The sequence below is a fragment of the Cytobacillus sp. Hz8 genome (genome assembly GCF_042263505.1).
Taxonomy (GTDB): Bacteria; Bacillota; Bacilli; order Bacillales; family Cytobacillaceae; genus Bacillus_BE.
The window spans coordinates 82,352-107,360 of sequence record NZ_JBHKFI010000009.1 but is presented as its reverse complement, the minus strand read 5'-3'; the positions used below and the strand labels follow the sequence as shown (position 1 = coordinate 107,360).

Genomic DNA, 25,009 nt, shown 5'->3' with positions numbered 1-25,009 from the left:
TAGCATTCCAATTAGATGGTAAATAAAATGTCCCACAAATAGGAAATGAATTTTTGAAAAAATCCACTTCCATTGTTATTGTAATTCATTTTGAACAATCACTTTATTCTTTCCAGATTCTTTTGCAATATATAGTGCTGTATCAGCCTTTTTAAATAAGCCCTTAAATGAAACGTTCAGATCTTTTTCCCAATATGAAACCCCACAAGAAATCGTAACATGAGGATTAGAATACTCGGACACTGCCTCCACAAGCCGACCAGCAATGACAACTCCATATTTTAATGGTGTATTAGGAAGATAAATTGCCAGTTCCTCCCCACCCCATCTTGAGCCAATATCTGTCTTTCTGATATGCGTTTTAATAATATCAGCTACTTGAATTAGAACTTCATCTCCCACCTGATGACCATACGTATCATTTACAGATTTAAAATCATCGATGTCAATTAAAATAAAGGTTCCCTCTAAATCCTTTTCCATTGATAAGTGGATATTTGTGTCTAAATAATTTCGCGAATAAAGCTTGGTTAAATGATCGGTTATGACCATTTTCTCTAATTCCTCTCTGAGCATAGCATTTGTAAATGCCAGTGTGGAATGATGGATTAAGGATTGAAGCAACTTAAAATTATCAAATGAAAAATGATACGGATCCTGATGCATCACTAGTGCAAAACCGTTCACACCAGTTTGAACCATAGGAACAGCCATAATCGATTTAAACCGAACTTCACCTGCCTCTTCCTTAAGGCTTAAATCGCCTATAAACAGGGAATCTTGCTCAACTTCCATTTTCTTATATATATAGGTAATATATTTCTTTGCATCTTTAGTATAGAAAAATTGACTGCTACCATTTACAACGATATAATCCTTACTTCCATTGGACATAAGAACAAACCCAACGACCTCGGCATTAAAGGATTTAATGATCTGTTCTGCCATAAAGGTCATGGTTTCCGTTAATCGAAGGTTTGAATTAAGGCGATGTGATGTTTCATTAATTAATTGAAGATCCGATATTAATCGTTTCGACTGTTGGTACAACTGGGCATTTTCTAAGGCAGAACCTGCTGTATTGGCTAAAAGTGTAATAAATTCCACTTCATCTTCCGGAAACATCAATGTATTTGGTGTAATAACTTGTAATACACCGTATACCCCTTGCTTTCCTTTTAAAGGTGCATAAAGCACTGAGCGCTTTTCTTGGATAGAATCTTCAAACTGAATCGAGCCTGTAACATAGGCTTGCATAGCAGCTAAATTTTCACTATCGTATTCCAAATCTTTTATAGGTAAATTTGAATGATTATTATTGTCATGTGATAACAGCAAATAGTAGGTAAAGGTTGGATATACTTCTTTGAGAGTTTTAATGATTTCTCCTAAAACAACATCCATATTCATCGATGAGTGGAATTTTTCCGTTACACGAAACAACTGCTTATAACGTTTTTCTTCTGATAAAACCTTAGAGAGAAATTGAACCTTATTTAAAAACCTGCTGCATTCTAAGCTCAGTTGCTTTAACAGTGAATCATCAAATTGAGTGAAGGAATGTTTGGAACGAAAAACTAAGCATCCATTGTATCCATCTTCTTTGAATAGTGATAAAACAAGATCATATCTTTCAAACCCCACAATCGAAATGGGGGACCGCATAATCGGACCAGTGATCAGGAAATCAAACAACCCTTTACAAGCGATAGAAGGAAGAAATATGATATCCTTCTCATTTTCAGTTGAAGCTTCTACATATATTTCTTTTGTAGAGCTATTACAAAATACAAGAGTCACTTCCTCTGAATCCGTTAAATTTTTAATACTAGTCAGCATTTTCTCTAACAAATATTGATAATTTAATAAGCCGTCTTCCATACTGATTAAATCAAGAAATCGGCTTTTTAAATTAAGTATAAGCTGGGCCTTGAGTTTATCCATCCCTATCATCACCTGTTTTATCTGTCTCAATGTCAACATAACCTACCCTCAACTAGACTAAATATTGATAGCAAAGAGCAAATATATAGATAGTATCTTCATTATTAAGAAAAAATTAAAAAGATTCCATTCTTAACATAATCATTATTTATATATAATAATACCCATTAATTATGGTAACCATCACTTGAATTTTCCTTACCTAAATCCCGTTTTCATCCACAAAAAGACAATACTATTATAAAATATCTCACATATGTTTTTTGAAAAAAATGTTAAAATTATATAAATCAGGCATATTTTTCATATTTATGTACATTTTTAGGTCTTAAGAATCACACAACATATTTAGTACCATTATATCATATGTGATATCTTCGCGTTTTAAAAATTACTTCATCTATAATCAATAATATCCTTGACTTTCCCATGTATAAAATATTATAATATGCTTTGTGTAAAATATTGCAGCCTATGTGAATCACTTTGATATTTCATTTTGTTCCTCATTGGAAGAAATAAAATAATTTATTTTATTTTTTTAATGGTTAGAAAGAATTCATCTTGATGTATTCGATATTTCTAATGATGGGGTATTGCGTAACCCTCTGCTGCTAGGGTGAAGGTACTAGAAACAAAATGAGTATGATTGCTGTCACACGGTTTTTATTTTACTCAAAATAAAAACATAAGGAGGAGTCATTCATGGCTCGTTATACTGGCCCAAGCTGGAAATTATCACGCCGTCTTGGAATTTCTCTTAGCGGTACTGGTAAAGAATTAGAAAAGCGTCCTTACGCTCCTGGACAACATGGTCCAAACCAACGTAAAAAATTATCTGAATATGGTTTACAATTACAAGAAAAACAAAAACTTCGTCATATGTACGGGGTAAACGAACGTCAATTCCGTAACCTATTCGATAGAGCTGGCAAACTTGCTGGTATCCACGGTGAAAACTTCATGATTCTTTTAGAATCTCGTTTAGATAACCTTGTTTACCGTTTAGGTCTTGCTCGCACTCGTCGTCAAGCACGTCAGCTTGTAAACCATGGGCATATTTTGGTAAATGGAAGCCGCGTGGATATTCCATCTTACCGCGTAGCTCCTGGTCAAACAATCAGTGTTCGCGAAAAATCTCGTAGCCTTGATATCATCAAAGAAGCGATCGAAGTCACTAACTTCGTACCTGATTATTTAACATTTGATGCTGATAAATTAGAAGGAACTTATACAAGACTTCCTGAACGTTCTGAATTACCGGCTGATATCAACGAATCTCTAATCGTTGAGTTCTATTCTCGTTAGGTGAAATGAGAAGTAAATAGCGATATTTAAAACCCTAGAAAAAGCGTTATATCAACGTTTCTAGGGTTTTTTTATATGTTTGTGCTATGTAGAATTAACCATTTAAAATGAACCATTCGGGGAGGTTTTGAGGGATAATTGGGGGAGCTTTTCAGAATATTTTTAGTGGGCATACACTATATAATTTCTTCACTTGGCTAATTAAAATTTTATTTGTTGGTTATGGTGATATCACCAATTGTTAAATTAATAAATTTTATCTCCCTCCCATATTTTCTTGACAAAATGCTTTCAAAAATTGGTTTAAGTTTACGTACCTTTTCTTCTGTCAATTCAATTTTTAATTGTTCCATTACCTTATCACTCCATTTTTATATCCCTCCTCAAACATTCTTACCTAAAATCCGAGACTTTAAATTACTTAAAAATCAAATGAAAATTTTCATCAAGGAACTTTGCCATTTTTACAGCTTGGAAGCTCCAAGTTTGCCCTTTGTTTTTTGGATAAAATACGAAACCACCATTCTCCGAATCTAGTTTTTTTCTAAATTTGGAAGGATATAAGATGTTTTTCTTAATCCATTCCTGTTTTTTATTGATGCGTTGTTCTAGGTCATTCATAGACCAAAACACACCTGCCAATGATTGCTCTTTCAATTCTTGCAGCTCTACTTTGGTTATCACTACATATTCATCAGGAATTTGTATCGATAAATTAACGTTTAATTGTTGCATTGATAAACATCCTTTCAATTACTTGGCTGTTCATTAATCCACAAGTTATTTAATAAAGTTTTGACTCATTCAAGTGAACTATCACAAAGTTTTCACTCCCCCAAAAAAACTTCCTAACTTTTCATCAAGTATTCTTTACTTCTTCCATGAATAAGTTTTTCACTTCCTTTATCTACTTGAACTCTAATCATAGAAGGCCTTCCACTCAAATTTGGTTGTATGATTTTTTACTATCTCCTTTGTACTTAAAAAAGCACTCCCGAAGGAATGCTTAAAAAAATTAAATTATTCTTGATCTGAAGAATCACTATCTTCGATGTTGTCATCATCATTATTATTTGTTCCACTGGTAAGTAATTTTATTGAATCTTCAAGGAGTTTTTTTGCCTCTTGTACATCAGGATACGCCTGCTGAACTTCTGTTGGTGCATTAAGTGCAGTATGAACCTCTGCTCCTACAGAAAGAAACTCTGTTAACTTCATAATATTTTTTGTAAGTTGTCCTTGATACTCAATTTGATTCTGAGTAATATTAGCACTTTCAGCTAACATCTTAGCATTTAGTTCAGCTTTTGCTTTAAATTCATTTTCAAGACCTTCTAAGACAAGTTCTTTCGCCTTACTCTCAATTTCTAGAGATCTAATAGTATGTTCTGCTTGTTTCCATTTTAAAAATTCTCTTTTTAAGAGATTAGTAGCAACTCCTACAATGCGTCCGAAATATATCACTGCATCTGGATTACTAAGAACTATTTCTATCCAATTTGTACCTGTATCAAAGTTCTGTAATTTCACATTTCCTTGATATTCTCCTACAAGTGATTGGTTTAAAATTGTATTTATATCTTTAATAAATGTTGATATTTTAGAAAGGTCCACATAATCGGGCAATTTAATACTTATAGAATTATCATCTTGCTCAGGTATTGCTTCTTCTATTGCAGCAATAACAGTATTTACTTTTTTATTTATTTCACTAACAATAGCTGTAAATTCATTTAAATTATTGCTATCTACAATAACTTTTCTATTTTTATTATGATAAACAACAGTATTCTCTAGTCTTAATTTTTCCTTATTCAAGAATTCAAATTTTGTAATTTCCCTTAAATCCATATATAATTCTGGAAACTGAAGTATTTCATATTGCCCACTTGCATTTTGATGATTAACTTTAAGGTTTGAACCATGCCTTTTTAAAATATCTTGCATAACACGTAATCTCATTTATTCTCCTCCTTTTGATAAATTGATAATTCGACAAAAGGAGGAAATTACCTTTTACAAAGTTTGACAATAAATTGAATCATTGTTTTCTTTATTTTGCATAATTTAAATGAAAAAAGGCCATGATAAATATTAGGTGGTGATAATTTGGAAAAACTTATCAATGAAATAATCTTGATACTCACAGCAATCAATTTATTAGAACCGTGGATAACAAAAGGAATTTATCATTTTAAAAAAACCACAGTGAATTCTACTGTGGGAATACTTTAAAATAAATTAAATTAATATTAATGATTTTTTACTTTCTCCTCCACGCTCCATTCTTCCTCACGTAAGTATCCATGTACATACCCATAATCTCTTGCCATTCCTTACGACTAAGTTCTTCATCTTTACATAATTCTTTTAACTGCTGCTTTTGTTTCTTGGAATAATAAATAATTTCACGCTATCAGTGGGCTAATTTAGTGCCCAAACTAATCCTTTTTTCTAATACAGGCCTTTCATACATGTTATTTACAAACTCTATAAATAGGTCACAAATCAATTCTTCGGCATTTGCTTTAAACGCGTTCTCATCTATGTTTATTTTTGTGTTTTCGGTAATAAATTTCTTTCGTGTTTTCATTAATATCACCTCTTCAATAAATTTATGAACCACTAGGTTTCAAAGAAAATGACATCTGGTGTGAAATGAAAAAAGTATATCCAAACGATTAAGTTCACTAACATGAAATCTTATATCATACATTGGATCATTCATTGAACGGTATCCCCCTTTCAGTAATTTGAAATATTCTACCCGATAACTTTTCATAATCGAATAATTTTGGAGGACTTTTTTATATAAAGAATTCAACGGACATACTAAACTATGCATGCTTGCGTATATCCGTTTGGGGTGTCCGTTCAACGGATATAGTTATGTATCTTTAAAATTCCATAGTATCAACGGTTCAGTGATTAAAATGATGATTAAAAAAATACCCGACTATACCTATACCTATTAGAAACTCTTTGAAATAAGAAATTCAGCTTTTACTACTAATTAAAACTAAAAACAGTAAAAGAAAGGTGTAACATTAGTCTACACCTTTCTTTTGAAAGTAATTTCTTCGATAAAATTAATTTAAAGTGTTTAAATTGTAATCCGACAATTCCATTTTCTCATAAAACAAGGATACATCTTTTTTCCCCTGTTTTCGTTTCGGTTTGTTTTTTCTCCACTCTATAATTTTATAATCACATTCACTTGAAACCTCATTAGGTTGGAGATATGAAATTGTTGTATGGACTTTAAACATTCTGTTTAATGCACGTACTAACCCTATATTACCTGATGCCATTTCTTTACCAAGAAGTTGTTGTTTTTTTTCATTGTAATCACCTGATGGAGATAAAAGAATATGGTCGTATTCCCCTTTTTCAACAGTTCTATATCCAGTTTCTTCATAACCTGAAATTAGATACGCAAATCCACTTTCCCCATCGTCATTAAATCCGTTTAAAACGACTGCAAAACGATCAGGTTCATCTAAAAAGCGATAGAAAAAAGGTGGATTTTTTTCTTTTTTCATTTCTTTAACTATATCATCAATAATTAGCGTGCTTTTGATTAAAGTTGTACTACGATTCGCCCTTTTTAGTAATTCATCTCGAATATAAATACTAATATCTGAATTACCAGCTGCACAAAACATAACATAATCGCTTATAAATATAGATTTTTTTGCATCGTTAGCTTTTTTATTTATATTTTTATCAATTTCTAACTTCCCTTCAGATTCATACGATTGTAGATATATGGTACGGGTATCACCAGTTGTAATACAAAATGATCCACCAACATTAACAGCCATCACTAAAGTCATATCAAAATAACATCCTCTGTTTTTCTCATTATTTGTAATGCTATTAAACTTCTTCGTTTCGTTATTTTATTCGATCCAATCATTGGATTTTCCCCTATTTTTTTCATTACCCTAGAAGGAGAATGAATGTCTAGAATATCTCTTATTTTAGCTGGGATGGAATCTGCAATATTTTTTACAGCAGAACCAATTTTCCCTGCGGCTCCTTTAATTCCATTCACAAGGCCGTCAATAATGTTTTTTCCTATCGAAATGAGATTGATATTTTGTAAAAATGATTTTGCCTTATTCCATCCATTTTCAATAGCACTTTTTACACCATTCATAGCTGAAGAGACGGCTGATTTCATCGCGTTAAATCCATTACTTACAGCTGATTTAATACCAATAACAACGCTACTAATCGCACTTTTTATTCCATTCCATACTGAAGAAGTTATTGATTTTATATTTGACCATGCAGCACTTACATAGCCTTTAATGGCGGAAAGAGCACTAGAGAAAACAGTTTTAATTCCGCTCCATATTCCAGCCAATGCACTTTTAATATTATTAAAAATGGCTTGAGTGTCACTTTTTAACGCTTTAAAATTCCCTGTGACAAGATCAATAATAATAAGTACTGCACCAAGGAAAATATTTTTTATCAATGACCAAACGTTACTAAAATACTGTTTCAGCCCATTCAAAATAGTAGTTAAGCCATTTTTCATCCCATTGAAAAGGTTTGAAATCCCATTAATAAATGGTGTAACAATTGCTATGACAGCACTTTTTATTGCATTCCAGACAGAAATGGAAGTAGATTTAATTGCATTCCATACAGTTTCAGATAAAGATTTTATGCCTTCCAATGTGGTATTTAGGAAATCTTTTATCCCATTCCATATTTCAACTGCTTTAGCGCTAATTTCGTTCCAATTCTTATAAATTAAAACACCTGCAGTTACCAGTGCAGCAATAGCTGCTACGGTACCGGCAATAATTCCTATAACTGCCCCAATACTCATACTGAAAGCACCTGCAGCAGCTGCAATCGCAGTGAATACAGGAGCTAATCCAATAACTGCGCCAACTAGAATACCTATTGTTGTTGCAACAGCTGCAATCGTCGCTGCTAGAGTTGGATTATTTTGTATCCATCCAGCAATTGCAGAAACTACTGAAGCAATAGCTGAAAGGAGAGGATCTAATGCATTCTTTAGATCTCCAATAGCTTTTTTCATTTGAACAGCTGGATTCTGATCTAATTTAGAAGTTGCATCATTTAATTGCTCTTGATTTTGCTTCGTTTTATCAGTTGCACTAGCCACACCTGATAAGACTGTTGTTAAGTTAGTTCCTTGATCTTCCCACATGGTCCCAAATATTTGAGTAGCAATGGAATTTTGCAAGGTCTTATCCTTAATTCCTGAAAGCCAATTTGACATTTCTCCCATTGCTTTTGATCCGCCTTCACCACCTTTTGCAACTGCTTGCCCCCATTTTTGCAATTGTTCAGATGATATATTGGTTTTCGACAATAATGCATCCATTGCTTTTGGCACAGATTGTCCAAATTCAGCCATACGAATGCGGGCCTCTTTTACTCCATCGTTTAAGTTGTCGATATTCCAACTTTTTACGTTAATTCCTTTTTCAAAAATAGCTTGAATTTCTTTGACGGAAAATCCAGCATTTTTCATTTGCATTCCATATTCAGCAATCGTATCTAACTGTTCAGGAGGAAATCCTGCTTTCAATAAACTATTGATTAAAGCAAGTGCATCCTGATTACTGATTTTTAATGATGATCCGACCTCATTTGTTTCTTGGATCAATTCATTAAAATCGACACCATCAAAAGCATGTGCAACTACTCCTGCCCCTTTAACAACGGATGCATTAACAGAATCACTAGCATCTTTATTCATCGCCCATTGCCTACGAACGCCTTCAAGTGCCGCTTCAGCATCTACACCATAAGCCGACACTGTATTAATAGCGTCTTTAATGGTAGCCTTAGACGATTCCGGAACATCAAATGTTATATCTATATTGGCATTTAGATCAGCACGGTCAATAGCCGTGTCAAGTGCACCTGCGATTCCACCACCAGCTGCAAGACCACCAACTAGACTTCCTAACTCGGACCCAACGCCTTTAATGGATTCCTGTGTATCATTCGCTTCTTTTGATAGATTGTTAAGCTCTTTTTTTACGTTTTTAATAGAATTCCCATCATCCACGGATGAAAGAGCTTGTTTCATCTTATCTAGGTCAACATTCGTTCCGAGTGCAGCAGTACCAATTTTATTAATGGCATCGTCAAGCTGTTTAGAGGACGCTGTACCGTTTTTTATCGCATTTGTTAACTTACTACCTAGAATACTAGAAAAATTGTCTACGCTCGTTCCTGTGGACTTAAACAATGTTTCTAATTGTTGTGTAGATGTTTGAATTCTTTGCTGTTCAACCTCAAGGTTTCCCATTTTATTTTTCAAGCCATCTAATTTTCCTGTGGTAGCAATTACTTCACGCTGAAAAGCCCTATATTGCTCTTCATTTATTTTTCCAGATGCAAATTGAGCATCTACTTGAGCCTGTGCTTCTTTTAAGACTTTTAATTTGTCAGAAGTAACAGCAATCTGATCAGCTAATAATTTTTGCTTTTGAGCGATTAACTCCGTGTTACCGGGATTAAATTTCAATAAACTGTCAACTTTTTTTAATTCAGACTGCAAATCCTCACTTTGTTTATTTACTCCAGACAAGGCCTTTTTTAAACCAGTCGTATCGCCACCAATTTCAATCGTGATTCCCTTAATGTTTCCGGCCATGTTCTCACCTTCACTTATTTTTTATTTTCAAACTGCCAACAATGGTTAAAATTAAATTTTTTTCAACTTTTTTAAAAGCTCTTTTTTTCTTTGATTCTTAATATGCTGCGACCTGGTCAACCCTGTTTTTTCTTTGAGTTCAGCTTCTCTTTGCTCCAAATATTCTTTGGATCTATGATTCACGTAAGTTGTCATCGCTTTTCACCTCCTTTCATTCCCAAGAAACTGATAATAGATTTTAATAGACTGCCTTTCGCCGTATTCTCGATTGGAACTGGCTTTTCTGGAAATGCTTCTACTGGTTCAGGTCCTTGTATCTCTTCAACGAACTCAATCTCAACTGGTACAGGAACAACATCTATTTCTTGCTCTGCTTCGTTAAGTCCAGCTCGTTTCATTGCAATCAATTCTCGTAAATGCTCTATGGATCTATCAGATTCCGTAGTCAAAACAAATTGCTCTCTCCTTTCTTGATTAAATAATGCTGTTTCTTATACTCCAAAATTTTCTCTCTATGCTCTTGGTAGTATTGGTGTAAATATTTATTTTGCTTTTCTCTAATGTCTTTCTTGTGATCCTGATAATGTTGTTTGCGATATATTTTGTTGCATTCTTTACAGGTTGATTTAAAACCGTATTTACTGCGCTTGTCCCTGGCAAAATATTTTTCAGAAACTTCTTTTTCAATTCCGCAGTTGGTACAAACTTTTGTTAGGGTTGTCGTAAACTTCACACCCCCTCCCCTTTTTTTCTAAAAACCGCCGCTATTGGAAAAAGTTCCCCCTCCCGGTCCCCAAGTCATTTTTTAATTTGCGTTAAGGTGGGGGGGATAACTTTTTTATTTTATTTCAAAATATTCATTGGCTAATCGAACTAATCGTTCACCTAAATTTCCATCAATACTACCTACAACTCTTAATGCTTCTTTTTCCCCATTAGCATATGGATACTTTTCTAATAACTTCTCTTTCAATTCAGGCGATACATTTCCACTACCAATCTGAATATTATTTATCATTCACTTACGCTCCCTTAACAATCTTGACGAATGCCCTTTGAATATGTGGTTGTCCATCATATCTGCCAACTGCCTTAAATACTGTTAGGTCATCTGTAAAGAATTGATGTTCAGATTGTTGGATTCTTAATCCATTTCTTTCAGCTAATATATACTCTTTGAAATCTCCTAGAATGAGAGTGTCATCACTTACTGCTCCTGAGAACTTAACTCGTAAACCATTGATATTTGGATAAGGCAATGAACTGTTTGCCAATGCCATGATATCCTTGTAATAAGTCTTTCTCTTCATTACCGCTGCAACTTCCCCGATATCATCTTTCTTGCCTGTATCAATTAAGCTTATCTGTGAGAGGATATCTGTTAATGTAAATGGTATTGTGACAATGTTTTCAGGTGGCAGATTCATTAATAATCCAGTTGGTTCAAATATTGATTCATGATCACCAACTCCATTAATAATTCCATCATCAATGCCATAGGCAACTGCTTTTGCTAACAATTCTTCCAGGTATATAACCATGTCAATTAAGCTGTCTTCTATGGTCCCGTTTGATACTGGTATATATCCGCCTAATCTTATGTCATGCATTTCCATTAAATCTATAGAGGATTGCAACTCTTCAAGTGTAGTAGTTACACTTTCCCATTTGGCTTTTGCTTCACCCACGCTTACTAAAACTCTTCCATCTGTTCCAACCGGTACAACCTGTACTTCATCATATAGTCCTGAATACTTTGAAAGAAGCCCTCTAATTCTGTCTTGAACCATTTCCGGTACTGCTAGTGATCCACCAATTATTTGATTGGCTCTCAATGATAATTGAAGATTGTTATAGAATTCCCTTACTTCCTGTATTTGCAGCAAATTCCTTAATTCAATTCTCCGATTTGTTTCATTTAACATAATTCCATCAGCCTCCATTGCCCTATTTAATTTTAGTTTGTAAAGTAGTTCTCTTTTTTTAAGTTCAACATTTTTATCCAAAATCTTCAGCCTCCTAGCTTTAATCAATCCATTTGAGTCTTGATTTGTTTTTTAAACTATTCATCTTGCTCTTACACGCTAACATCCGAGATAATTTTTCCTTGTCAACACTCTTTTGCTTAAGGTTGCTCTTCAACTTTTCTAAATTATCTGGGGGACCACCTATTTTCATATAAGTTTTACCCATTTTATTTACCCTTTCTGTATTAGCTTTGTAGTACATGCTGCATATAATACTTTTTGATAGAAAGATCTTCTTTTTCTTTTATTCTCTCAAGAACATCTATCATTTTTTCCTTTGCTTTGCATAGTTCAGACTTATTGGTAAGGGTAATTCCTGTTCGATAATAAACAAAGAGAAGAATACGTTCTCTGGTACCTATAAGCTTTAAAGCTTTCTCAAATAACTGCTTAGTTCTTTCCAGACTGTTTTTTATTCTGGAGATTCTTTCAGTTATTTCTTGTGCTTGAATAACAATATCTTCAACATGAGCTCCAGTAACGGCCATTCCCAAATCTGTAAAAATCATTCGAGTATAGGCACTTTCTAATAAACATTGCCGGTTTAGTTCAATATCTGTTGCCTTGTCACTGTAATACTTATCAGCTAAAAAATATTTGGAAAGAATCTTATCGTATTTCTGCATTGCTAATCATTCCGTTTTCTTTTGTGAAAGAGAAACAGGATTCACAGAAGCAAATTTCTCTAAAACCGTTCCTGGTTAAAACCTCAATTTTCTTTAATGGATAAATTGAATTTTTACCGCATCCATCACAGGAACCATGTTTGATAATGTTGTGATCAACCTTTTTCAAATCAATCCCCCCTCAGCAAACCTTTAAATCAATCCCTGTATCTATTTCTAAAAATAGAGCAATCTTAAACATAGCTCTGTCTCTAATGCTGCTGTAAGTTACAACACAAACAGGTGGATTCATGTAAATGTTATACATTTGATAATCTGTTACATAATCACTGTCATTGTCGGTATACCTTTTAGTAATTACGAGTTTTTCAATACTTGGCAGTCCTTCTAAAGCTTTTTCCATTCTTCTTAAAAAAGTTTCCTGAGCATCATTGATATTTTCAAGACTTCTTAAAATTCGATACTGTTCTAATTCTGGTATGACAGCTTCACGAATTTTTCTTTTCTCTGAAGTGGTTAAAGATTTAAATAGCTTCATACATATCCCCCATCAAACAGAAATTTCAACTCCAGTTTCAACACCTAATCTTAGAGAAATTTTAAACATTGCATTGTCTCTTATTCGGTTATATGTCTTTTCACTAACAGGAGGATTCATATAATTGTTATAAAACTTATAATCGGTCATATATTCCGCTTCTGGATTGGTGTATCGTGTAGTAATGAGGGATTTTTCAATAACTGGTAGTATTTCGATTGCTTGCTCAATTTCACTACAAAAAGCCTTTTGCTCTTCATTCATTTTCCCTACACTCTTTAAAATTCGATAACGCTCTAATTGTGGAATGACTGCTTTTCGAATCCTCCTTTTTTCTGCTGTAGATAATGAGTTAAGTATTTTCATAGGCACCACCCTTATGTTAGAATATAGTTTGAGTAAAATGATGTTGGTCCTCACTCGTAATGAGTAAGGATTTTTTTATTTATTTGTGCTAATAGAATCACAGTATTCAGCAAGCATTCTGAAACCATTATTTAAATGAGCTTTATTCATATCTCCCTCAATCTTGTTTAGAGATTCGATATTGGTTAATAAATCAAATGCTACTTCCTCGTTAGAAATAACTTTATCTCCAAGTAAGACGCTTGCTAGTTCTCGTAAATTGGCTTTAATCTTGCCTAATTCATTCAGCCTGTCCAATTCTCCACAAATTTGATTTATCTTTTTTTGATCCATAATTATTCCCCCTAAATTTATGCTTTGCTACTAATCATAATATCCATCTGACTGTAGCTGTTCTAAATACCTTGGGAAAGCTATAAGAAACGGCAGTACATTCCCATCATTATTAGCTGGTAGATACTCAAAGTGATATTGGACAATCTCTTCAAATTCCTCAATATCAACTATTTTTCTAAAGCTATCTAGTTGATTTTGAATTAATTCATGATTTTCCTTTGAAACTTTCATATGCTGCCTCTGAAACTTCTGATTAAAGTAATAGAGATAAATATTTAAAAAATCATCGCCATGGATTGATAAATCCATGTATCTTTTTTCTTTTTCATTCTTTACTTCTTTACTTTCTTGTTTGTGGTCAATTGTTGGTTCAAATGATGGTCTTTTATAGGAATCTTGGTGGTCAGAATTTTGATACAAAGACCAATTATTTATTGTTACCACGCTGTATTTTGTTGTTTTTTTGATGGTCAAATACCCGGTCATTTCTAATTTTTCTAGCCACCTATAAACTGTCTTAGGTTCTTTAATACGATCGACCGGTTTTAATCCATTGTTGTACATATCGAAAATTGCAAATCGTCCTGTTATAAACTGACCAGGCATCAAATGAACAGTTTTCCGTTCTACAATTTGATCTCTTTCCTTATGTGATGCTTCTGTAAGGCAAATCAACCAAAGCCTCAATAGTTTATGATCATTAAATATCGGATTTGCTCTTATCTTTCTATGGAGCTTTATCCACCCTTGCATTCACCTCACCAACTTTTAATCATCCTTATCAATATCCGATTTGAAGAAAATATCCATTGCTTCATCTTGAGATATTACTCTTTCCCTTACTGAGTAAAACAAGTAATTAAAGATTCTTCTTTGGTGGTTTTGTTTAATCCGCTTGGTTGCACGAGGGTTTATTTTCACCCTAGCTTTAACACCTTCATATGTAGCGCCACCAATACTTTGTCTTGAAATTAAGCGGAAAGCCTTTTCCCTTGAGTCAGAAAGGAATGAGTCAAGTACCTCAAGAAAATCAACTTCTTTATAACCATTACCGTCATTTACTTCTATGCGATCACCTTCTGCAAGTTCCAAACTGGAATAACGGCCGTGGACTTTGTGCATTAACCAAACCATTTCAACCCCTGGATCAATCGTTAGATACCCAGTTAAGAATTCATCTTCCAACTTACACATCACCTTTCAAAGGAGTGATTTTCCTCATACTTTATTTGCCATTGCCCACTGTTCATCAACCCACAACCTAGCCCCGCATTCCACACACTGATAAAGATATTCTTTATGTTCCCCACAATTTTCTTCTTCACCTATGAATCTAGCCTTTGTCTTTGTGTAATTACGAGGGTTACAACTTGGGCAGATGTCATTGATAAATTCAGGTACTTTGTTCATTTTCAGATCATTCCTCTTCTTAAAAAAAATCGTGTATGCCCACACTTATTTTTTAATTTCATAGATTCTAATCTTAAGATTTAAGCGACAATCACCATTCATCCATAATACTTTTAATAACCTGTAAGCTTTCCTCCACTGGCCACAATCTTTTCCCCTTCATTTTTCGCCTTTCTAGGAGCTTCATTCTTGGATCGTTTAGAATTTCTTGCTCTAAGAACGATTTCGACATGCTAGTTAGTTGTGACATTCTGTTGATATCCCAAAAAAATAGAGTTTGGTGAAAGACCTGGTCTATTTTTTCATTGATGTGCTTTTTAATTTCCTCCTGGTTAATGTCAACATTTATTTCTGCTAATGGCATTGATGTAACCTCCTTCTGCTGTAATCTATTAGCTTACAGAATCAACAAAAAAAATATCCCTTGGATCTTTATCAAATACATTAGCGATTTTCAGCATGACCCTTGCAGAGGTATCAGCACCATTTTCAATAGAGGAAATGGTGGCTTTAGAGACTCCTACTTCTTTAGCCAATTCCTCTTGGGTCATATCAAAATTTTGACTTCTTCTCAAATACTTTACGATGTTGTCCATTTCATCACCTCTTTTTGTTATCTATTAGCTTACAAAATCATAATAAACCTAAAAAAAAAATATGTCAACTAATAAATTACAGATTTCTTTATTTTTGTTCTCTTATAGTTTACAATGTGGTTAAAGATAGAAATAAGGAGATGGTATACTCCATGGAAAATGGTTTCGGCAAATACCTTGAGGAACTACGAGGGAAAATGTCATTGCGTGAAGCATCAAAAAAATCCGATGTAAGTCATACTTATATTAGAGACTTAGAACTGGGTAAAAAGACAGATCCATCAAAGGAAACACTTCTAAAACTAGCTAATGCATATGGAGTTAGATATGATGATTTGCTTTACAGATCTACAAAATTGGACAACCTTGATATTGTAAATGCAGAGGCTCAGAAATACTTCTTAAAAGAAATTGAAGATGTTTTAGAAGAAATGTGTATTGATAATACATTCTTCGATTTTCTTAAAGACGATATTAAAAAACTAGAGGAAAAACATAATAATATATTAGATATAGACGAAAAATTAACACCAGATTGGTTAAAAACACTTGCTACAAACGCTAGGTATGATTCTGAATTTATATATGATCTCATTAAGGATTTAAAGGAGATTTCAAAAAAATTTAATTTACATAAAGATATAAGAGCACTTCTATCCAAAAAAGGTGTTACTTATAACGGACACCAAGTAACCGAACAAGATAAGCAACTTATTAGATCATATTTAGACGCTTTATTTTCAAATAGATGAGGCCTTATTCATTTAAGGAGGTGTTGCCAATTAAATAGTATCTATCCCCCAAAATAGTGTATGCCCACGCACGAAAGGGAAGATATGAATGAAACTATATAAAACAAAAAAGGATCCTGAATTATACTATTATGTCAATGCTAAGGGTGAAAAAATGTGGTGCTACAGGCACCGCTATTATGATGTTTTTGGAAATAGAAAAGAGAAGTATAAGCAAGGATATAAAAATGAAAATGAAGCTTACAGGGACCTTCTGAAAGTAAAGGCAAGTATCCTAAATGGAGAAGTAAAACAAGTTGAATCATCAAATCTTACTGTATCCGAATGGCTTGATGTTTGGTTTGAAACACACAAAAACGAATGGAAAATTTCTTCTCAATTGCAGCGTAAAAATGCAATTAAATATCAAATGAAGCCATTATTAGGTAAATATAAGTTAGCTGAATTGGATAAATCCACATACAAGCGAGTTTATATTAATAAGCTATTAAAGACTTATGAGCCTAGTACCGTTCAATTGTTTCACCGGCTATTCAAAATTGCTATTAACGCCGCTGTAGATGACGAGATCATTCCGAGAAATCGTTTTAACAAAATTTCAATACCAAAAGAAGAAAAAGTTATTGAAAACTTTTTCACTGCCGAGGAATTAAATCTATTTTTGGATGCAGCAAAAAAGTGTGAAAACATTACAAACTACACCTTAATATTACTGTTAGCATTTACCGGATTAAGAAGAGGGGAAGCATTAGGGTTAAAGTGGAAGAATATTAACTTTCAGGATAGAACTTTAACTGTAGAACGTACGCGCGATAATAAAGGAGAGCGCACACCAAAAACCAAAAATAGCTATCGGACTATTTTAATTGATGATACGCTCGTTAATCAATTAAAAATATACCAAACATGGTGCAAGAAAACAAAGCTTTCCTTTGGTTTGTATCTTAAAGATGATGATTTTGTCTTTATCTCTTATCAATCAGGAACACCTATTACTGATGGAGCATTATTGTATAGCTTTCGACGTATTCTAAAAAAGACCGGTTTAAAAAGGATTACACCACATGGATTGAGACATACACATGCAACCTTACTAATCGGACAAAGGATTCCAGTAAAAGTAATTGCAGATCGTTTAGGAAATACACCGCAAATGATTTTTGATATTTATGGCCACTCATTTAAGGAATTAGAAGAAGAATCAGTAATAGCTTTTAGTGAGAGTTTAAAGGCAACTGGTGGAGGTTTTGGGGGAGGTTTTTAGATTACCCCCTTCAATCCTTGATAATAAGAGGGTTTTAAGTGCTATTGAGTTCTATTCTCGTTAATTAAATTACTTTGTAAAGAGTAAGAAAAAAGGTCCTAAAAACGTTGTTATTTCAATGTATTTAGGGCCTTTTTATTATTTTCTAATTTAAAGAATAATGAGTAAGAACTTAAACAATATAAATCCATGCCAAATATGGCAATTTTTCGCCTTTCTTGCTTTCTCACAGCCAGTCTACGGAAATTCAGATTACTAAGTAATACCCTCTAATTTTTTATATCAATAAACAATTAACATTAAGAACACAGTCTTTTAATTTAATTCTTAACTACTTCCTTTTTTTTACTTTCTGCTAGTTCTTGATTCAACAATGGATAAGCATTTCCTTTCCCTGAAAAACTCTCTAATAATCCCTTCACATCAATGCCAGAAGATGCCTTTAATGACTCTTGCAAGGAAGACATTAAGCTCGTAGCATACCCTGTAACCTTATTGGCACCGGCTTGGCTTCCATTCCCACCTGTGTCCACCACGGTAATCTTATCAATATTCGAAAGCGGACTCGTCACCTCTTTTGCATATTGTGGGAGCATTCTCACAATCATATCAAGTACAGCAGCCTGACCAAATTGTTCGAATGCTTCTGCGATTTTTCGTTTAGCTTCCGCCTCAGCAAGGCCCTTCAGACGGATGACCTCTGCATCAGTTTCCCCTTTGGCCCGTTCTGCCTCTGCTTTTGCCACCCCATCCATTCTAACCTTCTCAGCCTCAGCTTTCGCCATAGCTTCAACCCGATATTTATTGGCATCGGCCTCCGCCATTTCCTTTGCTTTATTAGCAGCAGCAGACTGTTCCAATGCATAGCGATCAGCATCAGCCTTCTTTTTTACTTCAGAATCATATTGCTTTTCCCGGCGCAAGATTTCTTTTTCTTCGAGTTCGATCTGCTTTTGGCGTTCGATAATTTTAATTTGCATTTCTTGCTCCGTTACCTCTTGCTTGGCTCTCGCTGTTTCTAAATCATAAGCTTGGTCTGCACGTGCTTTCGCAATATCCTGTTCTCGCCGATATTCAGCCATCTTCATTTGGTTCACTTTCTCTGCCTCAGCAATCTCTGTCGCCCGCTCAAGCTCTGCTTTTTTTGCTTCCTTACTAGCTTCAGCCTTTTTAATCCGCGTTTCCTTTTCTGCTTCAGCCGTCGCAATATCGGCATCCCTTTTCACCTGTGCGATTCTCGGCTTTCCCAACGAATCTAGATAGCCATTCTTATCACGCACATCTTTAATAGTAAATGAAACGATGGTTAAACCCATTTTCGCTAAATCTTGCGATGCAACACGCTGAACTTCTTGAGAGAATTTATCACGATTCTTATATATCTCTTCTACGGTCATCGAGCCCAAAATAGATCTTAAATGCCCTTCAAGCACCTCTCTGGCCTCATTTTCCCGATCCTCTTTTCTTTTTCCTAGGAATTGTTCTGCAGCAGTTGCAATTTCTTCAATCGAACCACCGATTTTAATAATAGCTGTTCCATCGGCCATAACAGGAACACCTTGTTCTGTATAAACTTCAGGTGTTGTTACTTCGAGCTTACTAGATAAAAGGCTTAATGGCTCCGCTTGTTGAAAAACTGGAAATATAAAGGCACCGCCACCACGAATAATTTTGATGCGATTCCCAGATTCATCAACATGGACATTTTTACTTCCTAAATAGCTTCCCGTAACGATTAAAGCTTCATCTGGCCCTGCCGTACGATATTTGCTTACAAAAACAGCAATAAGAGCAATTAATAATACCGCGACTATTCCACCTACAATCAAAATTGGCAACATCCAATTTCCTCCTCAATATAATATTTCTTCTGAATACTCATATGAACTTACGTAAAGAACCCCATCGCGCACTTCAATAATTAAAACCTTTTCCCCTTCTTGAATGGCTGTATGGCGAAAGCTTGCCGCCGGTTTTGAAATCGTTCCACTCTTATTGTGGAGGACTACCTCACCAAAGCCGTCACTAGGTATGGGAATAATTACCCTCCCAATTCTCCCCTTCAATGAATCAGTTGTGTATACAAGTGACTCTTGAGCCGACGAAAGAGGAATTAGGACAAACATATTCAAAATAGCATCTAGAATAAAGGCCACTACCACACTTATTCCGATTATTAGAACGTGTGATAAAGCTGTCAGAAATTCGAAACCATAGGCAATGGCAGAGAAAAAAATAATAAAAGCAAGGATTAATGTTGGATTTAAAAATCCAGCAACCTCTAAAGCTCCACCTAAAATATCCCCAAATAAGACATATAGTAGGGTTATGATTCCTGAAATCACAAGAACGGAAAAATAAAATATTTCGATTGATGTTTGAAACAATATATCTCACCTCCTATCCAGACTTTTCTATCCAAAATATTCCTTAATTTCCTAATTTCTAATACGTGGAAAAATAGAAAAGGATTCATTTATTGACATAAGCATTAAAAATCTTGAATTCAGCCAAAAAAACAGCAGACCTTTTAACTTGGCCTGCCTTGATAAATAATCAATATTCTTTATTTAATACTTAATTAAGAAGTACTTCTTCTTTCCGCGTCGAATAATCGTAAATTGATCTTCGACTCGATCTTTGCTGTTAATAACATATTCCAGTTCCATGATGCGCTCACCATTCACAGAAACCGCTCCATTCGTGACATCCTCACGGGCTTGGCGTTTGGATGGAGATATTTTAGCTGCCACTAGCAAATCAACAATTCCAATCTCCTCGCCTGATACATGCTCATAGGAAGGTACATCTTTAAAGCCTTGCTTAATTTCCGCTGCCGTTAAATTTTTCACATCTCCACTAAAGAGAGCAGTTGATATTTTAATGGCTTGGGCTAGTGCATTTTCACCATGGATCATCTTCGTCATTTCTTCAGCGAGCGCCTTCTGTGCTTTTCTCAAATGGGCTTCTTCTTTCACTGCTACCTCTAAAGCTTCGATTTCCTCCTTGGATAAGAAAGTAAAGTATTTTAAATACTTGATGACATCTGCATCAGCTGTATTAATCCAAAATTGATAGAATTCATATGGAGAAGTCTTTTCTGGATCTAACCAAACAGCTCCACTTTCTGTCTTTCCAAATTTAGTTCCGTCTGCGTAACTAAAGGAATCGTAAGTCCAAATGCCTTTGAAGCGTCTGGAATCATTTTGCGAATTAACTCAAGTCCTGTTGTAATATTTCCCCACTGGTCACTTCCGCCTATCTGCAAACGACAACCATACTTCTCAAATAAATGTTTGAAATCCATTCCTTGCATGATAGTGTAAGTAAACTCAGTAAAAGAAATTCCCGTTTCTAACCGAGTCGCGATCGTATCCTTTGCCAGCATATAGTTAATCCCAATATGCTTTCCATAATCTCTTAGGAAAGTAATCATATTCATTTGCGAGGTCCAATCATAGTTATTCACTAAAGCAGCCCCGTTTTCACCCTCAAAATCAAATATAGTTTTTAACTGTTTGGTTAAACATTCAACATTTTTTTGGACTGTTTCAATCGTTTGAAGAGTTCTTTCTTCCGTGGCCTTCGGATCACCAATTAAACCAGTGGCTCCACCCACAAGTACAATCGGACGATGCCCTGCATTTTGAAATCTCTTTAAAGTTAGAAATGGCAATAGATGACCAATATGCATACTATCACCAGTTGGATCCATACCACAATATAAAGAAAATTTCTCTTTAGCTAATAATTCCTTTAATCCTTCTTCATCGGTTTGCTGATATAAAATCCCACGCCACTGTAAGTCTTCTAATAAATTCATGATGTATCCTCCTTCAATTTTTTCCAAATAAAAAAGCCCTTCGAATTAAATCGAAGGGACGATTATTTAAAAATCGCGGTACCACCCAACTTGAGGAAACAAAATCCTCCACTTAAAAAAACGATAACGGTTCAACCGTACACCGCTACTACTGATCAACAGATTCGCGAGTGAAAGCTCAGGGAGGTAATTCATTCTTCTATATGTACTGACTTACAGCGCCCGTCAGCTTTCTTAAACAAGGATAGAAGGACTACTGGTTTCCCATCATAGCCAAATGGTATTCAAATTGTTAAAATTATTTTTACCATAATTGCCTTTATCTGTCAAATATCTACTTAGAAAATTCAAGAAATCTTGAATGTAAGTCTTACTTTATGTTTGATTATGCTATAATAGATAAGATTTTAGGGGGTTTGATATGAATGAAAGAAAAGTCAAATTGGATTGATAAAATTAAGTCGACTCTCACAAATAAAAAAACAATTAAAAGAGCCAATATTTCTATTCAAGTGATTTGGAATTTAGTCCTCATTTTCTTAATTGTTATTTTAATCGGCGGTGCCTTCGCTGGAGGAGTTGGGGCAGGCTATTTTGCCTCTCTTGTAAAAAAAGAACCCATTCGCTCCTACGAAAGTATGAAAAAGGATATATACAACTATGAAGAAACCTCAAAATTATACTTTTCCAATAATGTGTATTTAGGAAACCTGCGCACTGATTTAGACCGTGAAGAAGTGAAGATTGACAAAGTGTCGAGTTATTTAAAAGATGCTGTCGTCGCAACGGAGGATGAATACTTTTACCAGCATAATGGGGTTGTTCCGAAGGCAATTTTCCGTGCCCTCTTTCAAGAGGTTAGTAATTCATCGGTCCAATCTGGCGGGAGCACCTTAACACAGCAGCTCATTAAAAATCAAATTTTAACAAATGAAGTATCATTTGAAAGAAAAGCAAAGGAAATTTTATTAGCTTTACGATTAGAAAGATTCTTTGATAAAAACGAAATCTTAGAGGCATATTTAAATGTTTCGACATTTGGGCGAAACTCGTCGGGAAGAAATATTGCTGGAGTACAATCTGCTGCAAAGGGCATTTTTGGTGTTGATGCTAGTAAGCTTACACTACCACAATCCGCCTTCATCGCCGGGCTGCCGCAGAGTCCCTTCGGTTATACTCCATATACAAATGAAGGGAAATTAAAGAATAATCTCGAACCTGGCTTATCTAGAATGAAAACCGTATTAAAAAGAATGCTAGATAATGGATATATCAACGAGAATGACTACCAAAAGGCTGTTAGCTACGACATAACAAAGGATTTCATTAACCCTAGTAATACCCCACAAGTAAAATATCCTTGGCTCACAGCGGAAATCGAAAAACAGGCAGTTGACATATTAACAACCATTCTAGCAAAAAAAGATGGTTATGAAGAAGAAGATTTAAAAAATGATGACGATTTATATGAAGAATATTCAACCTTAGCCGATCGCAATCTTCGTCAAAATGGATATGAGATTCATTCAACGATTAATAAAAAAATCTACGATCAGATGCAAAAGGTGAAAGATAATTATCCATATTACGGAAGTGATATTTCTCGTACTATAAAAGATCCGGAAACCGGAAAAGAAAAAGTGGTGAAAGAACCTGTTGAAACCGGCGCTATTCTAATTGAAAACAAAACAGGAAAGATTCTCAGCTTTGTCGGTGGTAGAGATTTTGATCGTGAGCAGCTCAACCATGCGATGAGTGCCAAAAGGTCAAATGGCTCTACAATGAAGCCTTTACTAGTCTATGGCCCTTCATTTGAATTTGGAAAGCTTTCACCAGGCTCCATTTTACCGGATATCCCACTTAGCTTAAACCCAGCTAGCAGCGCGCCTTGGCCACATAACTATGGCGGTGGCTATCATGGGTTAGTAACGGCAAGGGAAGCACTGGCAAAGTCATACAATGTTCCTGCTGTGAAGGCATATGTTGATATTCTAAATCAGCGTCCTGCAGAATATTTGAAAAAAATGGGATTCACTTCCCTAACAGAAGCAGACTACACGACTCGTTCTTTAGCACTTGGTGGCTTAACCAATGGGGTAACAGTAGAGGAAAATGTAAATGCATTTGGAACATTTGCAAATGCAGGACAATTTATCGACGCCTATTTAATTGACAAAATTGTTGATAAATCAGGAAAAACCATCTATAAACATAAAGTGAAAAAGGTCAATGTCTTTAGTCCGCAAACAGCGTATTTAACACTGGATATGATGCGTGATGTTATCAGTAGTGGAACAGCAGCATCCTTAAATGGACGACTAAAATTCTCGTCTGATTGGGCTGGAAAAACAGGTACCGGACAAGATTATAAAGATTCCTGGTTTGTTGCTGTCAACCCTAATGTATCATTTGGAGTCTGGACAGGATATGATACGCCTTCCCCATTAGAGCAATACTATAAAGGACTAACTTATGGGGTTCGGAATATCTATTTATGGGCAGACTTAATGAATGCTGCTTATGACGTTGCTCCAAACCTTGTCGATCCACAAGAAACGTTTAAGATGCCGGGCGGAATTGTTCGCAGATCGATTTGTGGTTTAACAGGGCAAACACCAACAGATGCCTGCGCCAAAGCAGGATTAGTCACGACGGACTTGTTTAATGCTAAATTCCCGCCTTCACAAGGGGAAGATGGAGGCTTTGGGGAAGGAAAATATGTCATCATTGGCGGCAAAAAATATTTAGCACTAGATTCTACCCCAAGTGAATTTGTAGAAACTGGTATTATGTTGAATCCAGATTATATTAAGAAATTATTAGGTAGTAATATAAATATTAATCAATATCTCCCAAAAGACGGAAACTGGTCCAATATGCTAATAGCTGGTGACAAATTAAATGAAAATGGCAAGACGCCATCGGCCGTAAATGTTGCAGTATCTGGAAATACGATATCCTGGTCAAAGAATTCTGAGAGTGATATTATTGGTTATCATGTTTATTCTGCCAGTGGTGGGACGAAAAAGGTGACAAGTATTAAAGCTGGCTCGTCTCTTCGCTATCATGTAGGTAATGGAAGCTATTATGTGACCGCAGTAGATATTGCTGGAAATGAATCAGCTCCATCAAGAATCGTCCAAGTTGGTAAAACACAAGTAACAAACAAGAATCAAACACCAGAGAAAAAACCAACCTCCGGTAAGACTCCAAGCAAGAATCAAAATGAGTCGAATCCAAGTAAAGATGAATCTAAACAAGACGAAAATTAATGGAAGTCTGATAAACAAATTTAAGCCGGTTCCAAAAAATCGTTATATACGATATTTTGGAACCCGCTTTTTTACTTTCAGCTACCAAAACA

Annotated in this window: 27 protein-coding genes, 1 pseudogene and 1 other annotated feature; of the genes and pseudogenes, 4 read left to right on the top strand and 24 right to left on the bottom strand. The window is 34.8% G+C overall.

Annotated elements, in window-relative coordinates:
• Positions 1–75: 75 nt before the first annotated feature.
• A complete protein-coding gene (locus tag ACE38V_RS12845) occupies positions 76–1,944 on the bottom strand; it encodes a sensor domain-containing diguanylate cyclase (RefSeq protein ID WP_375841654.1) in 1,869 nt (622 codons plus the stop codon).
• A 705-nt stretch (positions 1,945–2,649) separates the two neighbouring features.
• Between ACE38V_RS12845 and rpsD the strand changes: the two genes are divergently transcribed.
• Positions 2,650–3,252 carry a 30S ribosomal protein S4 gene (gene rpsD / locus ACE38V_RS12840; RefSeq protein ID WP_375841652.1) on the top strand — a complete coding sequence of 201 codons (603 nt, stop codon included), beginning with the start codon at positions 2,650–2,652 and terminating at the stop codon, positions 3,250–3,252.
• Positions 3,253–3,461: 209 nt separating this feature from the next.
• On the opposite strand, the gene ACE38V_RS12835 is transcribed toward rpsD, so the two are convergent.
• The 20 genes from ACE38V_RS12835 to ACE38V_RS12740 form a co-directional block, all read right to left on the bottom strand.
• Positions 3,462–3,605 (bottom strand): hypothetical protein, encoded by a 144-nt coding sequence (locus ACE38V_RS12835; RefSeq protein WP_375841651.1) that lies wholly within the window; start codon positions 3,603–3,605, stop codon positions 3,462–3,464.
• A gap of 64 nt (positions 3,606–3,669) precedes the next feature.
• Positions 3,670–3,987, bottom strand: coding sequence for a DUF771 domain-containing protein (locus ACE38V_RS12830; protein ID WP_375841648.1), 318 nt, complete (start codon positions 3,985–3,987; stop codon positions 3,670–3,672).
• Positions 3,988–4,272: 285 nt separating this feature from the next.
• Positions 4,273–5,214 carry a hypothetical protein gene (locus tag ACE38V_RS12825; RefSeq protein ID WP_375841646.1) on the bottom strand — a complete coding sequence of 314 codons (942 nt, stop codon included), beginning with the start codon at positions 5,212–5,214 and terminating at the stop codon, positions 4,273–4,275.
• A gap of 454 nt (positions 5,215–5,668) precedes the next feature.
• The gene (locus ACE38V_RS12820; RefSeq protein ID WP_375841644.1) at positions 5,669–5,845 is read right to left on the bottom strand and encodes a hypothetical protein; all 177 of its coding nucleotides are present in this window, start codon (positions 5,843–5,845) and stop codon (positions 5,669–5,671) included.
• A 496-nt stretch (positions 5,846–6,341) separates the two neighbouring features.
• On the bottom strand, positions 6,342–7,088 hold the full coding sequence (locus ACE38V_RS12815) for a hypothetical protein (RefSeq protein WP_375841641.1): 747 nt from the start codon (positions 7,086–7,088) through the stop codon (positions 6,342–6,344).
• A complete protein-coding gene (locus ACE38V_RS12810) occupies positions 7,085–9,907 on the bottom strand; it encodes a replication protein (protein ID WP_375841640.1) in 2,823 nt (940 codons plus the stop codon). The genes ACE38V_RS12815 and ACE38V_RS12810 overlap by 4 nt, the downstream gene beginning before the upstream one ends.
• Before the next feature lie 51 nt (positions 9,908–9,958).
• Complete coding sequence (locus tag ACE38V_RS12805) at positions 9,959–10,102, bottom strand: hypothetical protein (RefSeq protein ID WP_375841637.1); 144 nt, start codon at positions 10,100–10,102, stop codon at positions 9,959–9,961.
• Positions 10,099–10,356, bottom strand: a complete 258-nt coding sequence (locus ACE38V_RS12800) for a hypothetical protein (RefSeq protein WP_375841636.1) — start codon at positions 10,354–10,356, stop codon at positions 10,099–10,101. The genes ACE38V_RS12805 and ACE38V_RS12800 overlap by 4 nt, the downstream gene beginning before the upstream one ends.
• Positions 10,353–10,640 carry a hypothetical protein gene (locus tag ACE38V_RS12795; protein ID WP_375841633.1) on the bottom strand — a complete coding sequence of 96 codons (288 nt, stop codon included), beginning with the start codon at positions 10,638–10,640 and terminating at the stop codon, positions 10,353–10,355. Before ACE38V_RS12795 ends, ACE38V_RS12800 begins: the two co-directional genes overlap by 4 nt.
• Before the next feature lie 105 nt (positions 10,641–10,745).
• A complete protein-coding gene (locus tag ACE38V_RS12790; protein ID WP_375841631.1) occupies positions 10,746–10,925 on the bottom strand; it encodes a hypothetical protein in 180 nt (59 codons plus the stop codon).
• Positions 10,926–10,929: 4 nt separating this feature from the next.
• On the bottom strand, positions 10,930–11,913 hold the full coding sequence (locus ACE38V_RS12785; protein ID WP_375841629.1) for a phage major capsid protein: 984 nt from the start codon (positions 11,911–11,913) through the stop codon (positions 10,930–10,932).
• Positions 11,914–12,119: 206 nt separating this feature from the next.
• The gene (locus ACE38V_RS12780; RefSeq protein WP_375841627.1) at positions 12,120–12,560 is read right to left on the bottom strand and encodes a hypothetical protein; all 441 of its coding nucleotides are present in this window, start codon (positions 12,558–12,560) and stop codon (positions 12,120–12,122) included.
• Complete coding sequence (locus ACE38V_RS12775; protein WP_375841625.1) at positions 12,544–12,729, bottom strand: hypothetical protein; 186 nt, start codon at positions 12,727–12,729, stop codon at positions 12,544–12,546. Before ACE38V_RS12775 ends, ACE38V_RS12780 begins: the two co-directional genes overlap by 17 nt.
• A gap of 12 nt (positions 12,730–12,741) precedes the next feature.
• On the bottom strand, positions 12,742–13,098 hold the full coding sequence (locus ACE38V_RS12770; RefSeq protein WP_375841624.1) for a hypothetical protein: 357 nt from the start codon (positions 13,096–13,098) through the stop codon (positions 12,742–12,744).
• Between the two features lie 12 nt (positions 13,099–13,110).
• Positions 13,111–13,464 (bottom strand): hypothetical protein, encoded by a 354-nt coding sequence (locus ACE38V_RS12765; protein WP_375841623.1) that lies wholly within the window; start codon positions 13,462–13,464, stop codon positions 13,111–13,113.
• A gap of 75 nt (positions 13,465–13,539) precedes the next feature.
• Entirely contained in the window at positions 13,540–13,797 is a 258-nt protein-coding gene (locus ACE38V_RS12760; RefSeq protein WP_375841622.1) for a hypothetical protein, read from the bottom strand.
• Positions 13,798–13,827: 30 nt separating this feature from the next.
• The gene (locus ACE38V_RS12755) at positions 13,828–14,553 is read right to left on the bottom strand and encodes a hypothetical protein (RefSeq protein ID WP_375841621.1); all 726 of its coding nucleotides are present in this window, start codon (positions 14,551–14,553) and stop codon (positions 13,828–13,830) included.
• Positions 14,554–14,568: 15 nt separating this feature from the next.
• Positions 14,569–14,985, bottom strand: coding sequence for a hypothetical protein (locus tag ACE38V_RS12750; protein ID WP_375841620.1), 417 nt, complete (start codon positions 14,983–14,985; stop codon positions 14,569–14,571).
• 316 nt (positions 14,986–15,301) lie between these two features.
• On the bottom strand, positions 15,302–15,574 hold the full coding sequence (locus ACE38V_RS12745) for a hypothetical protein (RefSeq protein ID WP_375841619.1): 273 nt from the start codon (positions 15,572–15,574) through the stop codon (positions 15,302–15,304).
• Between the two features lie 28 nt (positions 15,575–15,602).
• Positions 15,603–15,806 (bottom strand): helix-turn-helix transcriptional regulator, encoded by a 204-nt coding sequence (locus ACE38V_RS12740; RefSeq protein WP_375841618.1) that lies wholly within the window; start codon positions 15,804–15,806, stop codon positions 15,603–15,605.
• Positions 15,807–15,958: 152 nt separating this feature from the next.
• Between ACE38V_RS12740 and ACE38V_RS12735 the strand changes: the two genes are divergently transcribed.
• Positions 15,959–16,558 (top strand): helix-turn-helix domain-containing protein, encoded by a 600-nt coding sequence (locus ACE38V_RS12735; protein ID WP_375841617.1) that lies wholly within the window; start codon positions 15,959–15,961, stop codon positions 16,556–16,558.
• An 88-nt stretch (positions 16,559–16,646) separates the two neighbouring features.
• Positions 16,647–17,822, top strand: a complete 1,176-nt coding sequence (locus ACE38V_RS12730; RefSeq protein ID WP_375841616.1) for a tyrosine-type recombinase/integrase — start codon at positions 16,647–16,649, stop codon at positions 17,820–17,822.
• A 320-nt stretch (positions 17,823–18,142) separates the two neighbouring features.
• Here the strand turns inward: ACE38V_RS12730 and ACE38V_RS12725 are convergent, their stop codons facing one another.
• The 3 genes and pseudogenes from ACE38V_RS12725 to tyrS form a co-directional block, all read right to left on the bottom strand.
• The gene (locus tag ACE38V_RS12725; RefSeq protein ID WP_375841615.1) at positions 18,143–19,663 is read right to left on the bottom strand and encodes a flotillin lipid rafts scaffold protein FloT; all 1,521 of its coding nucleotides are present in this window, start codon (positions 19,661–19,663) and stop codon (positions 18,143–18,145) included.
• Positions 19,664–19,675: 12 nt separating this feature from the next.
• Complete coding sequence (locus tag ACE38V_RS12720) at positions 19,676–20,209, bottom strand: NfeD family membrane protein (protein ID WP_375841614.1); 534 nt, start codon at positions 20,207–20,209, stop codon at positions 19,676–19,678.
• 183 nt (positions 20,210–20,392) lie between these two features.
• Positions 20,393–21,645, bottom strand: a pseudogene (gene tyrS / locus ACE38V_RS12715) (tyrosine--tRNA ligase).
• A 51-nt stretch (positions 21,646–21,696) separates the two neighbouring features.
• Positions 21,697–21,925, bottom strand: a binding site (T-box leader).
• Positions 21,926–22,070: 145 nt separating this feature from the next.
• Here tyrS and ACE38V_RS12710 point away from each other — a divergent pair.
• Complete coding sequence (locus tag ACE38V_RS12710) at positions 22,071–24,917, top strand: transglycosylase domain-containing protein (RefSeq protein WP_375841613.1); 2,847 nt, start codon at positions 22,071–22,073, stop codon at positions 24,915–24,917.
• Positions 24,918–25,009 lie beyond the last annotated feature (92 nt).

Bases quoted from the DNA above. Each gene is read 5' to 3' on its own strand.
- ACE38V_RS12745 (WP_375841619.1), bottom strand. From the start codon at position 15,574: ATGCCATTAGCAGAAATAAATGTTGACATTAACCAGGAGGAAATTAAA.
- ACE38V_RS12765 (WP_375841623.1), bottom strand. From the start codon at position 13,464: ATGAAAATACTTAACTCATTATCTACAGCAGAAAAAAGGAGGATTCGA.
- ACE38V_RS12845 (WP_375841654.1), bottom strand. From the start codon at position 1,944: ATGGATAAACTCAAGGCCCAGCTTATACTTAATTTAAAAAGCCGATTT.
- ACE38V_RS12825 (WP_375841646.1), bottom strand. From the start codon at position 5,214: ATGAGATTACGTGTTATGCAAGATATTTTAAAAAGGCATGGTTCAAAC.
- ACE38V_RS12710 (WP_375841613.1), top strand. From the start codon at position 22,071: ATGAAAGAAAAGTCAAATTGGATTGATAAAATTAAGTCGACTCTCACA.
- ACE38V_RS12815 (WP_375841641.1), bottom strand. From the start codon at position 7,088: ATGACTTTAGTGATGGCTGTTAATGTTGGTGGATCATTTTGTATTACA.
- ACE38V_RS12805 (WP_375841637.1), bottom strand. From the start codon at position 10,102: ATGACAACTTACGTGAATCATAGATCCAAAGAATATTTGGAGCAAAGA.
- rpsD (WP_375841652.1), top strand. From the start codon at position 2,650: ATGGCTCGTTATACTGGCCCAAGCTGGAAATTATCACGCCGTCTTGGA.
- ACE38V_RS12755 (WP_375841621.1), bottom strand. From the start codon at position 14,553: ATGCAAGGGTGGATAAAGCTCCATAGAAAGATAAGAGCAAATCCGATA.
- ACE38V_RS12730 (WP_375841616.1), top strand. From the start codon at position 16,647: ATGAAACTATATAAAACAAAAAAGGATCCTGAATTATACTATTATGTC.
- ACE38V_RS12780 (WP_375841627.1), bottom strand. From the start codon at position 12,560: ATGCAGAAATACGATAAGATTCTTTCCAAATATTTTTTAGCTGATAAG.
- ACE38V_RS12770 (WP_375841624.1), bottom strand. From the start codon at position 13,098: ATGAAGCTATTTAAATCTTTAACCACTTCAGAGAAAAGAAAAATTCGT.
- ACE38V_RS12735 (WP_375841617.1), top strand. From the start codon at position 15,959: ATGGAAAATGGTTTCGGCAAATACCTTGAGGAACTACGAGGGAAAATG.
- ACE38V_RS12820 (WP_375841644.1), bottom strand. From the start codon at position 5,845: ATGAAAACACGAAAGAAATTTATTACCGAAAACACAAAAATAAACATA.
- ACE38V_RS12810 (WP_375841640.1), bottom strand. From the start codon at position 9,907: ATGGCCGGAAACATTAAGGGAATCACGATTGAAATTGGTGGCGATACG.
- ACE38V_RS12835 (WP_375841651.1), bottom strand. From the start codon at position 3,605: ATGGAACAATTAAAAATTGAATTGACAGAAGAAAAGGTACGTAAACTT.
- ACE38V_RS12830 (WP_375841648.1), bottom strand. From the start codon at position 3,987: ATGCAACAATTAAACGTTAATTTATCGATACAAATTCCTGATGAATAT.
- ACE38V_RS12760 (WP_375841622.1), bottom strand. From the start codon at position 13,797: ATGGATCAAAAAAAGATAAATCAAATTTGTGGAGAATTGGACAGGCTG.
- ACE38V_RS12740 (WP_375841618.1), bottom strand. From the start codon at position 15,806: ATGGACAACATCGTAAAGTATTTGAGAAGAAGTCAAAATTTTGATATG.
- ACE38V_RS12725 (WP_375841615.1), bottom strand. From the start codon at position 19,663: ATGTTGCCAATTTTGATTGTAGGTGGAATAGTCGCGGTATTATTAATT.
- ACE38V_RS12790 (WP_375841631.1), bottom strand. From the start codon at position 10,925: ATGATAAATAATATTCAGATTGGTAGTGGAAATGTATCGCCTGAATTG.